Source organism: Dysgonomonas sp. ZJ709 (genome assembly GCF_011039195.1).
Classification (GTDB): domain Bacteria; phylum Bacteroidota; class Bacteroidia; order Bacteroidales; family Dysgonomonadaceae; genus Dysgonomonas.
The window spans coordinates 79012-91999 of record NZ_JAAKEM010000001.1 but is presented as its reverse complement, the minus strand read 5'-3'; the positions used below and the strand labels follow the sequence as shown (position 1 = coordinate 91999).

At 36.7% G+C, this 12988-nt stretch carries 14 protein-coding genes; 7 read left to right on the top strand and 7 right to left on the bottom strand.

Going from position 1 to position 12988, the window contains the following annotated elements; all coding sequences use genetic code 11:
• Positions 1-4: 4 nt before the first annotated feature.
• From G7Y56_RS00420 to G7Y56_RS00410, 3 genes are all read right to left on the bottom strand, one after another.
• Positions 5-1423 carry an L-fucose/L-arabinose isomerase family protein gene (locus G7Y56_RS00420; protein WP_165040191.1) on the bottom strand — a complete coding sequence of 473 codons (1419 nt, stop codon included), beginning with the start codon at positions 1421-1423 and terminating at the stop codon, positions 5-7.
• A 241-nt stretch (positions 1424-1664) separates the two neighbouring features.
• Positions 1665-2669, bottom strand: a complete 1005-nt coding sequence (gene gap / locus G7Y56_RS00415) for a type I glyceraldehyde-3-phosphate dehydrogenase (protein WP_165020350.1) — start codon at positions 2667-2669, stop codon at positions 1665-1667.
• Positions 2670-2827: 158 nt separating this feature from the next.
• Positions 2828-3841 carry an NAD(P)-dependent oxidoreductase gene (locus tag G7Y56_RS00410; RefSeq protein ID WP_165040189.1) on the bottom strand — a complete coding sequence of 338 codons (1014 nt, stop codon included), beginning with the start codon at positions 3839-3841 and terminating at the stop codon, positions 2828-2830.
• A 297-nt stretch (positions 3842-4138) separates the two neighbouring features.
• On the opposite strand from G7Y56_RS00410, the gene rpmB reads away from it, so the two are divergent.
• The 7 genes from rpmB (at position 4139) to G7Y56_RS00375 (ending at position 8799) form a co-directional block, all read left to right on the top strand.
• A complete protein-coding gene (rpmB, locus tag G7Y56_RS00405; RefSeq protein ID WP_165020348.1) occupies positions 4139-4378 on the top strand; it encodes a 50S ribosomal protein L28 in 240 nt (79 codons plus the stop codon).
• Between the two features lie 19 nt (positions 4379-4397).
• Complete coding sequence (gene rpmG / locus G7Y56_RS00400; protein ID WP_165020347.1) at positions 4398-4586, top strand: 50S ribosomal protein L33; 189 nt, start codon at positions 4398-4400, stop codon at positions 4584-4586.
• Positions 4587-4599: 13 nt separating this feature from the next.
• The gene (locus tag G7Y56_RS00395) at positions 4600-4761 is read left to right on the top strand and encodes a DUF4295 domain-containing protein (RefSeq protein ID WP_165020346.1); all 162 of its coding nucleotides are present in this window, start codon (positions 4600-4602) and stop codon (positions 4759-4761) included.
• Positions 4762-5009: 248 nt separating this feature from the next.
• Positions 5010-5963 carry a signal recognition particle-docking protein FtsY gene (ftsY, locus tag G7Y56_RS00390; protein WP_165040187.1) on the top strand — a complete coding sequence of 318 codons (954 nt, stop codon included), beginning with the start codon at positions 5010-5012 and terminating at the stop codon, positions 5961-5963.
• 8 nt (positions 5964-5971) lie between these two features.
• Positions 5972-7270, top strand: coding sequence for a 30S ribosomal protein S12 methylthiotransferase RimO (rimO, locus tag G7Y56_RS00385; RefSeq protein ID WP_165040185.1), 1299 nt, complete (start codon positions 5972-5974; stop codon positions 7268-7270).
• 19 nt (positions 7271-7289) lie between these two features.
• Positions 7290-7580 carry an HU family DNA-binding protein gene (locus G7Y56_RS00380; RefSeq protein ID WP_165040183.1) on the top strand — a complete coding sequence of 97 codons (291 nt, stop codon included), beginning with the start codon at positions 7290-7292 and terminating at the stop codon, positions 7578-7580.
• Positions 7573-8799 (top strand): HU family DNA-binding protein, encoded by a 1227-nt coding sequence (locus G7Y56_RS00375; RefSeq protein ID WP_165040181.1) that lies wholly within the window; start codon positions 7573-7575, stop codon positions 8797-8799. Before G7Y56_RS00380 ends, G7Y56_RS00375 begins: the two co-directional genes overlap by 8 nt.
• A 14-nt stretch (positions 8800-8813) precedes the next feature.
• Here G7Y56_RS00375 and G7Y56_RS00370 read toward each other — a convergent pair whose 3' ends face one another.
• From G7Y56_RS00370 to G7Y56_RS00355, 4 genes are read right to left on the bottom strand one after another with little or no spacing between them, the layout of a single operon-like run.
• Positions 8814-9620: a phosphorylcholine transferase LicD gene (locus G7Y56_RS00370; protein ID WP_165040179.1), complete on the bottom strand. Its 807-nt coding sequence runs from the start codon at positions 9618-9620 to the stop codon at positions 8814-8816.
• A complete protein-coding gene (locus G7Y56_RS00365; protein ID WP_165040177.1) occupies positions 9620-10621 on the bottom strand; it encodes a glycosyltransferase family 2 protein in 1002 nt (333 codons plus the stop codon). Before G7Y56_RS00365 ends, G7Y56_RS00370 begins: the two co-directional genes overlap by 1 nt.
• Before the next feature lie 8 nt (positions 10622-10629).
• Positions 10630-11505 (bottom strand): alpha-1,2-fucosyltransferase, encoded by an 876-nt coding sequence (locus tag G7Y56_RS00360; protein WP_165040175.1) that lies wholly within the window; start codon positions 11503-11505, stop codon positions 10630-10632.
• Between the two features lie 15 nt (positions 11506-11520).
• Positions 11521-12960, bottom strand: a complete 1440-nt coding sequence (locus G7Y56_RS00355) for a lipopolysaccharide biosynthesis protein (protein WP_165040173.1) — start codon at positions 12958-12960, stop codon at positions 11521-11523.
• Positions 12961-12988: the final 28 nt, after the last annotated feature.

The window sequence follows — 12988 nt, the reverse complement described above, 5'->3', positions numbered from 1 at the left end:
AGCATTAACATATATTTTTCACTGGAATCGATAGTAATTGAGCTAACTTCTCTATTGTTTCTCTACAATGCCCTACCCCTATTGCACAATGATGTGACGGACCTGCCTTCGACCAGCTATTAATAAATTCTTTTGCTGAAATAGGGAATTTATAGCAACTGTTAGTATTTCCGGTCTGAAGTATTTTGCCGGCAACAGATTCACCCTGAGCAATAAGAAGAAATACTCCATCGTTCGATTCTACTACTGACAACAGTGTTACCGGCCCGTGCTTAACAGTCATTTGTATCGACAGTCCTTTACCCGGTTTACCATGATAGATAGGTAATGGAACTAAGCCTACCTGTTCTTCGGCAATGGCAACATACGCAGGTCCATCATGCCCGAGCATAACGATATCCGCATCGAAATCGATAGCATAAAATTCGGAGAATGAACCACCCGCACCTAGTAAGGATAAGATTTTCATTGCGATCAGGTTTTTCACTTCACATTCTCCCGCCACAGGTATTCCTTTAGCTGTCAGCAATGTATTGCCTGCGATAAGGGATGTCACAATATTTTCATAGTCATTGCCACTTGTCCCTTCGTAATAATATGCCAATCCGCCTAACTTGTTATTCGCAATCAGATTATCGAACGCCACAGAGGTTTGTGCAGCACGCTCTATTTCATAACTATCGCACTCTTCCGAAATATTGAATATATCGGAAAACTCGACTACCTTATTATGAAGTTCTTTTTCTCCCACCCGATCTCTGTAGTGTTTAACTTCGCACATTTCCAACAATTTGAAACTAGAACCAAAAGTAGCCTGCTGACGAGTGACATCTGTATATACATCGAGCATACCATTATAGTAATGCCCTAGTATTCCGAAAGTAGAGCATTGAAGCCCTTTTTTAGTTTTCGCCGCATTCAGATATTGCTTTATTTCGAGCCAAGTGCCTTCATCCTGCATATACCCCGAAACAATATCGTATCGGATATTCGCCCTATTGAATACTGAACATAATTCGGGTACAGCACACGCCTGACAATACTCGAGCCACATTCCGGTTCTATCTTTCCGGTCAGGCAGGCTATTAAGTCTATCAATATCAATCCGACTTGCCGGTTGTATATTAAGAATAACAACAAACTTATTGAGCTGCTGCACAAGAGGCAGTATGGTCGATGAAAGTGCATACGTAGAAATATAAAGAAAGATAATATCGACTTCCTCCACAATCATCTTTGTTTTGGCAATTAATGCCTTATCTATATTATCAATTATCCCGACATTTATTATATCTGCCCCTTCTTGCTCCATATTCGCTGCAATTGTATTTTGATATGATTGAAGATGGTTAAGTAATTGGTCAAACTGCGTCCAGTATGTATCTAATCCTATTCCGACTAAGCCAACTTTAAGATTTTTCATTATTATAGATATTTAGGTTCATAGCAAAAATAAGGCAGGTCGACACAATCTCTTTTTTGAAAAGTGATACTAATTGATTGTTTTTTGATAGATCAAATAAATTGGCAAATAAACTAACTCAGAATTTATTTATAGAATGAGTGGAAATCAATGAGATTATATAGAAATTGAACACTGGGGGATAAAACAAAAAAGCACCCCAACTATTTGGGATGCTTTCTTATATAGAGATAATTTATAATTATCCGTTAACTTTAGCCATTTTAGCAACAAGTTCAAGAACTTTGTTAGAATAACCCCACTCATTGTCATACCAGCTAACAACTTTAACGAAAGTTGGACTCAATTGGATACCAGCTTTAGCGTCAAAGATAGAAGTACGAGCATCGCCGATGAAGTCAGAAGAAACAACTTCTTCGTCAGTATATCCAAGGATACCTTTCAATTCTCCGTCAGCAGCAGATTTCATAGCAGCACAGATGTCAGCATAAGAAGTTTCTTTAGCTAAACGAGCTGTTAAGTCAACTACAGACACGTCCAAAGTTGGAACGCGGAAAGCCATACCAGTAAGTTTTCCGTTCAATTCAGGAATAACTTTACCTACAGCTTTAGCAGCACCTGTAGAAGAAGGGATAATATTACCAGCAGCAGCACGTCCACCTCTCCAGTCTTTAGCAGAAGGTCCGTCAACTGTTTTTTGAGTAGCAGTTGTAGCATGTACTGTTGTCATTAACGCTTCTACAATACCGAATTTGTCGTTCAATACTTTAGCGATAGGAGCAAGACAGTTAGTAGTACAAGATGCGTTAGAAACGAATTGAGTTCCTTTTACATAAGAGCTATCATTTACTCCGCAAACGAACATAGGGGTATCGTCTTTAGAAGGAGCAGACATAACTACATATTTAGCACCAGCGTCGATATGACCTTGAGCAGATTTTTTATCAAGGAAAAGACCTGTTGATTCTACTACATATTCAGCACCTACAGCATCCCATTTCAAGTCAGCTGGGTTTCTTTCAGCAGTTACACGGATAGCGTTTCCGTTTACTACTAATTTACCGTCTTTGATTTCAACAGTTCCGTCGAATCTTCCGTGGATAGTATCGTAACGTAGCATATAAGCCATGTACTCTACATCTATAAGGTCATTGATTCCTACGATTTGAATATCGCTTCTGCCTTGAGCAGCACGGAAAACTAGACGACCGATACGTCCGAAACCGTTAATACCTACTTTAATCATTTTGTTTTACTTTTATTGGTTAAAAAATTGAATAAATCCGTAATTAGTATTTTAGACTAAATATTGCTTTTCCACAAAGAAAAAAGCTTCCATCTAAAAGCAGTACAAAAATAGCAAAAATATTTCTTATTGGGGGTATAATGTTCATTATTTTTAACTTACAACCAGTGGTTTTCTCTGTACCATTGTACTGATTCAGCCAAACCTTGGCGAAGATTATACTGTGGCGAAAAACCAAGATCATCGATCAGCGGTTGTATATCGCACTCCCAATTCCTTTGCTTCATTATCTTGTACTTATCTTTATTGAGGGTCGAAGGTTGCTTCGTAAATAGAGAAAGACCTTCGGCAATTGTAGAAATAACTTTAAGCAACCACAAAGGGACTTTCAGGCTCAAGACATGCTTCTTGCCTATCGATTCCTTTACAAGCTGCGTATATTCCTTATCGGTATATACATCACCATCGGCAACAAAGTACGTTCTATTACTAATATTGCTTTCCAGGCTGAGAAACACAGCATCTACTAAATCCTTTACATATATAAACGTAAGATGCTGGGGTCTGAAGCCTGCTCCAACATCCAATCCTGATCTTACAGTCTTAACCATGAGAAAATAATCCTTCTCACGTGGTCCATACACCCCTGTCGGGCGAAGTATTATATAAGGAAAGTCAGTTGTTGATTCTAAATATTGTTCTGCTTTTAATTTACTTCTCCCATACTCCGTATTCGGATTTGGCTTATCTGTAAATTTTAATGGGGTATAGTTGATTTCATCGCCGGCCCCCATTGCACTAAGGCTACTCATCAAAACAAACTTTAGAGGAGTACAATCTGCGGCTTTGAGCGCATCTACAAAATTGACTGTATACTGGTAGTTTATTTTTTTGAAGTCTTCCTTCTTGAAACATTTGGTGACTCCTGCATTGTGAACAACATAATCGAACTTACCATACAAAGAAACAAATTCACGTAATTGATCGGTCAAAGATTCTTTATTAGCAAAATTCAGATCAATAAATTGAATACGCTCATCCTGCAAATATTCCTTGCTACTGCTTTTACGCACACCAGCCCACACAGCATATCCTTTCTCCAAAGCTTTTTCGACGAGAAAGCTACCTATAAATCCGCTAGCACCTGTAATGAGTATCTTCTTTTTATTCATTCAATCAACCTTTGAGTTCCAAATCACCTAAAGTAAGACAATAAAGATGAAGCTATTAAAAAGCATTCTGTTTAGTTTGCTATTATCCAGAGCCACTCAGATATTTTTGCCAAAGGTAGTAAAAATAAGCATTGTCGAGATATTGCACCAACTATGTTTTTCTACCTGATTGTCAAAATAAAAGATAAAAAGAACTTTAACAGTATAATTATTTGTGATTTTGAAAAATATAACTAAATTTGCATCCCAATTTAAGCAGGAAAATAAGAAAATAAACAATAAATAAAATAGATAGCAATGTCCAAAATTTGTCAAATTACAGGAAAAAAAGCTATGGTTGGCAACAACGTTTCTCACTCTAACAAAAAGACTAAGAGAAAATTTAATGTCAATCTATTCAGAAAAAAATTCTACTGGGTAGAACAAGATTGTTGGATCAGCCTAAATATATCTGCTGCAGGTCTACGTACAGTCAACAAAGTAGGTTTAGATGCTGCTCTTAAGAAAGCGGCTGAAGCAGGTTATTTGAACGCTTAATAATTAGGAGGATCGAGAAATGGCTAAGAAAGCAAAAGGAAACAGAGTCCAAGTAATATTGGAGTGCACAGAGCACAAAGAAAGTGGTATGCCGGGTACATCTCGCTACATTACTACTAAAAACAGAAAAAACACAACAGAAAGACTAGAGTTGAAAAAATACAACGCTGTTTTGAAGAAAGTAACTGTTCATAAAGAAATCAAGTAAAAAGACATAAACCATGGCAAAGAAAACAGTCGCTGGTTATCGTGACCCATCGTCTAAAGATGGTCGTAACTACGCAAAAGTAATCAAAATGGAAAAATCACCTAAAACAGGTGCTTACACATTTAAAGAGGAAATGGTTCCTAACGAATCAGTAAAAGACTATTTCACGAAATAATTTCGTTAAAAATATCTAAAAGGCCTCCTTCATTTTTATGCAGGGAGGTTTTTTGTTTCCCATTTACTAGCTTTGTAATACCTTAGATGCACAATATAATTACAAAGAATCTTATTCGGCAAAGTATATAGTGCCGGATCGTACCAAGTGTTATCAAATTACTAATATTACATATTTGCAATCATAACAGATACTGTTGTTATGATCCGGAAATAACAAATAGGTCTCTGACCTGAAAATATAAATCTATGGGATTGTTTAATTTCTTCTCAAAACAGAAAAAAGAAACATTAGATAAAGGGCTCGAAAAAACCAAAGAATCGATGTTCTCTAAACTATCACGAATTGTAGCCGGAAAATCGAAGGTTGACGAGGATGTGCTTGATGATCTTGAAGAGGTACTGATTACTTCTGATGTAGGCGTCAATACAACATTGAAGATTATAGAACGGATAGAAGCTCGTGCAGAGAAAGACAAGTATGTAAATGCAGAAGAACTAAACAATATTCTAAGAGAAGAAATTGTTGCATTATTAACTGAAAACAATACAACAGACACCGAAGACTTTAGTATTCCAGAAGACAAAAAGCCTTATGTAATAATGGTTGTAGGAGTTAATGGTGTAGGTAAAACAACCACAATAGGAAAGCTAGCCAATCAGTTCAAGAAAGCAGGTAAATCTGTTTATCTCGGGGCTGCTGACACCTTTAGAGCTGCTGCTGTAGAGCAATTGGTTATCTGGGGAGAGAGAGTCGGCGTACCTGTTGTAAAACAAGCAATGGGATCTGATCCTGCATCTGTAGCATTCGATACATTGAGTTCAGCTAAAGCGAACAATGCTGATGTCGTGATAATAGACACGGCAGGACGTCTCCATAATAAAGTAGGTTTGATGAATGAATTATCCAAAATCAAAAAAGTAATGGATAAAATCATACCCGAAGCTCCGCACGAAGTTTTATTGGTTCTTGATGGCTCGACAGGACAAAACGCATTTGAACAAGCCACTCAATTTACAGCAGCTACCGATGTTACAGCACTTGCTATTACAAAGTTGGATGGTACAGCTAAAGGTGGTGTAGTGATTGGTATTTCAGACCAGTTCAAGATTCCGGTAAAATACATCGGACTCGGCGAAGGCATAGAAGACCTTCAGGTATTTAGACGAAAAGAATTTGTGGATAGCTTGTTTGGTGAGTAATTTTTAGGATGAAGAAAAATAGAATAGACGTCATAACTCTTGGTTGTTCGAAAAACCTTGTAGATTCAGAGTTGCTTATGAAGCAACTATTAGCAAATGGTTATACTGTAAAACACGATCCCGAAAAATCGGAAGGAGAAATCGTAGTAATCAATACATGTGGATTTATCGGCGATGCCAAAGAAGAATCGATAAATATGATTCTCGAATTTGCCGAAGCAAAAAAAGAGCGCAAGCTTAATAAGCTATTTGTAATGGGCTGCCTTACCGAAAGGTATATGGACGAGCTAAAAGTTGAGATACCCGAAGTCGATAATTTTTACGGTAAATTCAACTGGAAAACATTAATCAGCGATTTAGGAAAATCATATAATCAGGATATGGCTCTGGAGCGTAGCATTACTACTCCTCAGCACTATGCCTACCTTAAAATATCGGAGGGATGTAACCGAACTTGTTCTTATTGTTCTATTCCTATCATGACAGGAAAGCATCAGTCAAGAGCGATAGAGGAGATAGAAGAAGAAGTACGTGGTTTAGTCGCATCGGGAGTTAAAGAATTTCAGATGATCGCTCAGGATTTGACTTTTTATGGGTTAGATCTGTATAAAACCATGAAATTACCTGAACTGGTTGAACGTATTGCAAAAGTAAAAGGAGTAGAATGGATTCGTCTACATTATGCTTATCCTACAAACTTCCCTTTAGAATTATTGCGAGTAATGCGCGAAAATGATAATGTCTGCAAATACCTCGACATTGCCTTACAACATGTTAGCGATAATATGTTGACCAAGATGCGCAGAAATATATCGAAAGAACAAACATATAATCTCTTAAAACAAATAAGAGAAGAAGTTCCCGGCATTCACATCCGTACAACATTGATGGTAGGACATCCCGGAGAAACACAAAAAGATTTTGATGAACTATTGCAGTTTGTAAAAGACGTACAGTTCGAACGTATGGGAGCTTTTCCCTACTCTCACGAAGATGGAACTTATGCGTACGACAACTATAAGGATAGTATTTCCGATGCTGTTAAGCAAGAGAGAATGGATCAACTAATGGCTTTACAAGAAAGAATTGCATTAGAGACCAATGAACAGAAAATAGATAAAATCCTTAAAGTCATCATTGACAAAGAAGAAGAGGATTATTATATAGGACGAACCGAATATGATTCTCCGGAGGTAGATCCGGAAGTATTGATCAACAAAGACAAATCGCTGAACATCGGCGAATTCTATAACGTTAAAATAACAGGTGCACAACCTTTTGATTTATATGCAGAAATAGTTTCCTAAATTCTAAATACGCAGACCCATGACAAACCAGGAATTAATAGCTGCCTTAGCCAAACGCTTAGTGTGGACACAACGGCAAACATCAGATACACTTGATGCTACTGTATCCATTATTAATACGAATCTTGAAGATAGCAATTCTATCAATATTCAAGGTTTTGGTTTGTTTGAAACAAAGAAAAAAGGTGAACGCATCTCTGTAAATCCTGTTTCGAAACAGCGATTTCTCATTCCTCCAAAGATTACATTAGCTTTCCGCCCGGGACAGACTATAAAAGATAACCTTAAAAAGATAGAGGTAAATGAATGAGCGACTTACACTACAGGACTTAATCGACCTTTTAGCTAAAAAGCAGGAGGTTACGAAGAAAGATGCAGAATTATTTTTGCGCGAATTAATTGCACTCATCACAGAAAATATAGAAAAAAACGAGCCTGTAAAGATTAAAGATTTTGGCACGTTCAAATTGGTGAAAGTTAACTCTCGCCGAAGTGTAGACGTTAATACGGGCGAAGCCATAGAAATAGCTGCTCATTATAAGTTAAGCTTCGCTCCCGATAAATCTCTTCGCGAAGCTGTCAACCGACCATTCTCTCATTTCGAAAGTATAATCTTGGAAGATGGTGTTTCTTTTGACAATATAGAAGATGAGGCATTCAATGCCGACGGAAATGATGAGTACAACAGTACGGACGAGGTAACAATTTTAGAGGAAGATAGCATAGAAGAAATCGTTAATGAGAATCCTAAGCCTGAAGATAAAATACAAGAGGAGGTGGCGGAAGATGCTATTATAATCGAAGATCAAAGCCCGGAGGAAGATTCTACACATGATCGTAGATCAGATATATCAGACTCTAAAGAAGATGCTGTAATAATAAAGGAAGAGGGAACAGAACTCCCAATTGTAGAAAATGAGAAAAAAGAAATTACTACATTTTTAGAAGATACAGATATAGAAGACGAATATCAGTCATCGAAGAAATCTTCCCGAAAATGGAGATATATCTATCTTGGCTTCTTTATTGTAATTATGCTTACTTGCTTTACGATAGGAGGCTTATTCTTTAACGAAATATCCAGATTCTTTAGTGGCAAAGAACCTATTGATATTGCAATAATAACCGAACAAAAGGATAATCTTAATCCAAGAAAAGCAGATACAATAAATATAGCATCAACGGTAAATACCGTAAAAGATTCAATTCCAAATGAGCCAGAGAAGGCTAAAGGGCAAGTTAATGAAGAGGGAATAAATTCTAATACCAATAGTAAGAGCCTTGGCGAAGAAACAATTCAAGAAGGGCAAACCCTTCGTTTGATTGCTCTAAAATACTATGGGAATAAATCTTTTTGGGTATATATCTATCAGGAGAATAAATCGAAGATACGAAATCCTAATAATGTGCCAATCGGTACAAGATTGGTCATTCCATCTTTAGATAAATATAATGTCGATCCTACCAATCCACAAGAAGTAAAGAAAGCTCAGAAAATGGAGGGACAAATAATATCCGAAACTAATTAAAGTCTAAGATTATTTCATAGATATTCCACTTTAAGAAAGTGCGTAAGCCGCTTATCTTTAGGTGGAATATTCATATAGTCTCCGTATTGCTTAGTCAAGTATTTATCAACATCCTTAGGAGCTGAAAAGAGCTTCCCTTCGAACTCAATTCTGCTTAAGGGGAACATATATTGCGCATTATGATTCGTTGAATTACCGATACCATAACTGTGCAAAATATTGTCAGGTTTGGTAACCGCACAAATCAGGTGTGCGATCCACATCAAAAAAACTCCGATAGGATATAATAACAACGAAACTGAATATTCATAGAAATATTTCACCGAATGGAAAGGTCGCCCTCGCTTCAACCGCCTGAATGATCGACCATAAAAGAAGTCCACGATATTCTTAAGCCATCTGTAACTCCTCTCTTCGGAAAATATATCGATGAAGATGCCCTTTTCTTTATAACAAGCCATATCTTCCTCTTCGGAATAGACAATAGAGAATCGATCTCTTACTTTCGAAAATAGCAATCGATAGCTTTTCTCTTTCGGTGTTTGTAGGTATAGATTATCGGGCAACTCTTTAGGCAATATCTCAAGCAGCTTCTTATAATCTGTGCGCATGAGTTCGATATCGATATCATCGTCCCATGGGATAAATCCGCCATGCCGTTTTGCGCCAAGCAATGTACCTCCGCTTATCCAATAGGGAATATTGTGTTTATTGCAGATATCTGTTACCGAAACAAGAATATCAAACATTTTCAGTTGCAATATTCTTAGCTCAGAACCTTCGGGATTATATACACTTAAATCTTCTATATCTTGTTTCATTATTTACGACTTAAGAAGCAAACCTGTTTTATTAATTTTGCTAATACAATTGGTTTGTATGAAGCAAATTTAGGAAAGAACAGCTTGCTATATTTTTTCTGAGAGATACATAAAACAGCCCACCGACTCCAAAGGAATGCGATAAAATCAGATTGTTTATATTTCCTCTTCATTTTATTCTGGCGAGCCAGCTTGGTGAACCACGCAGCTACATTATCAAATTGATCTATCGAGACTTCTTGTTTCTTACCTAAAGCATATAATTGAAATGTAATTTTATGACAATATAGCTCTTCGTCACTCGGCTGAATACCGAGATCTTTTAATCCATCGGCAATAATTTTGTCTTTCAGTTTGCTTTGTGTGTCTGCATTCAAAACGGATACATTCGAATTGTGCCAACGATATAAAAATAGTTCTTTTTTAAGATTCGCTATTTCTCCCAGATTAGCAATCCTACACCACAATTCATAATCCTCGACATGCTTATATCTTTCGTCATACCTGTTCTTTATTAAGATATCACGGCGTAACATCATACTCGGATGTACAAAAGGATCGGAGAATAACAGATTTATCTGTAATAGATTATTACTTGCCAGATTCCTTATCCGACCTGTTACATCATTAAAGTTATTTATAACCAAAGCATTTGTTCCACACATAATATGCGAAGGATGCTTATCTAAGAATTCCACCTGCTTTTCCAATCTGTCACAAAAAGAAATATCATCGGCATCCATGCGGGCAATATATTCACCGCCACAATAATCGATACCACGATTAAGCGTTTTGATCAAGCCAATATTTTCGGTATTCTTCAAATAATAAATCCGATTGTCTTTATACTTCGATACTATTGCCTCGCTCCTATCAGTTGAGCCATCATTGATAAGTATCAATTCCCAATCGGTAAAGGTCTGGGTAATGATACTTTCAATAGCCTGAGCAATATATAACTCGGCATTGTAGACAGGCATTAAGATAGAAACTTTAGGCATTGTTTTAATTATATTTTGATCCACCCTTTCGGGTAAAATTCATCCAGTAATTCGTTTTTATTCTCATCAGCATACCACTTATCGGGTGCTATGACTATTTTATCCGAGTTATTGTTGAGCCATGCAGCCCACCAACTAAAAGTGCTGTTTGCTATAATATTGTGTTTGCACAAACTCATCAGTTGGAGATCAATATAGCTTTTATTACTACTATTTCCTCTAACATAATGAATAGGAGCATCACCAAAGCTAAGATTTTCTTTCACCCAATCAAAATCTTCGGAAAAGATATAAAATACAGGATTAACCACCTTCGTGCAGATAATTTCAATAGCTTTTTCGTAATAACTTTTATCGCAAGTTACAAAATTATTAACTGCACTTTTATCTGTAACATAGTCTCCGCGACGAATGTGCACCGCAACAGAGTTTGTATTTTTAATTTCCTCTGACAATTCTAAATTCTTGCCATCAAGAGGATATCTGAACGTAAAATCACGTCGAATGTCTTCTTCTGTTTCTTTAAAATACCGCTCGCTTTGAAAATAACCCGACATAAAAATATTACCTCCTAACGTCTCGAACTTCGGTTCATACAAAATAGCCCATCGATCGGAAAAGAATCCCAGTTGTTGAAAGAACGGGCGGTGTTTTTGAATAAAGGGGCGGGCTTTTACGAATAGCTTACTTTTAAGTGATGAAGTAATCTTTTCATCTATATTAAAGATATCAAGGGTATACAATCGGTTAGTAGTCTGAGTCTTCTTTTCAAGAGCGTATAAATCTATAGCCACAGATGTATTCAAACGTTTTGCTAATCCCTTAGCCGCTGCATATTGAAACATCTGATTGCCTAATCCTCCCGATAATATAACTGTAACCATTCGTATGAAATAAAATTAATCCTGCTCTTTTCTCCTTATCAGATTGATACAATCATCCAGCACTTTCGACCCCAGAAGTTTTACGATCAATATATATATCCCTGTACCTAAAATTAACTGTACCGCCAATAGCAGGAAATTATTCTCAATTATTCTATTAAAAAAATAGAGTGGAGCAAAAGATATAATTGCAATTGAGATATAGGGAAATATATCCGATAATACATGTTTCAGCTTATAGGTTGTAACCCGACCTACAAACACATACCCTATAAAAAAGGCTAAAATATTGACAATACTTACTCCCGTTACCAATCCTAAAACGCCATATCGGATAGATATCAGAATAGAAGAAAGAGATAGAATATTACGTATCAATTCGATAATAAAGAATCGCCCCGACTTCCCTCTATGTTGAAGAAGGGTAGCTATAAGGCTATATAATGGGAATACCGATCCTCCAACCGCTAATATCTGTAAGATGGGAATTGCATCGACCCATTCTTCGGGTAGCAATATTACAACAATAGGCTTTGCCATAATAATCATTATCAGCGCAATAGGGAACGATATAAATGCTGTAATGCGCATTATTTTCCGATAGACCCTGATCCCTCTTTCATCATCGTTTATCTGCGTAAGCAAAGGGTATGCAACAGTTTTAATGCCATCGCTGATCACCGATTGAGGTATATTGTTCAATTTACTAGACTGACCATAAATACCCGCCTGGGATATCGAAAAATATTTACCTATAATAATAGCATAGATATTACTACAAACCTGATTGAGAATAGCTGTCAGTAAAACCTTTATGCTGAAAGACGACATCCGCTTGATATGGATAAATGCAAAGCCACCCTGTGGTCTCCACTTGATAAAAATCCAGAGAAATACGCTTCGCAAGAAACTTTGCATTACCAATTGTGCAGCAAGGCTCCAGACTCCAAAGCCATTGAATGCCATCGTTATGGCAATTATGCCCGATATACAACCTGCTAAAAGAGTGATTCGGGTATTAGTCTTAAAATCCATATTACGTACCAAATTCACGTTCTGAATAATGCTTAACGCATTAAAAACGAAAGAAAGGAATATAAAACGTGACAGATTGGTCAGTATCGGTTTATCATAATATGCACTAATGAATGGTGCGCAAAAGAAAAATACAATATAGAGAAATATGCTGATCGAAATATTGAAGTAAAAAACAGAACTATATTCCTGATTCAAGACCTCTTTCTTACGAATGAGTGCTGATGAAAATCCACTCTCTTGGAGCAAGTTAGCTACAGCGGTAAAAATAGCCAGTACAGCCACCAATCCGAAATCGTCGGGAGAGAGCAAACGAGCCAATATAATTATGAACACAAGTTGGATAACTTGTTGTCCACCTTTATCTATAAAGCTCCAAGTAAGAGCTACTGCTGTTTTTTTCTTAAGAGGTTCAGACATTTATTTTGTACATCTTTGAAAGACAAAG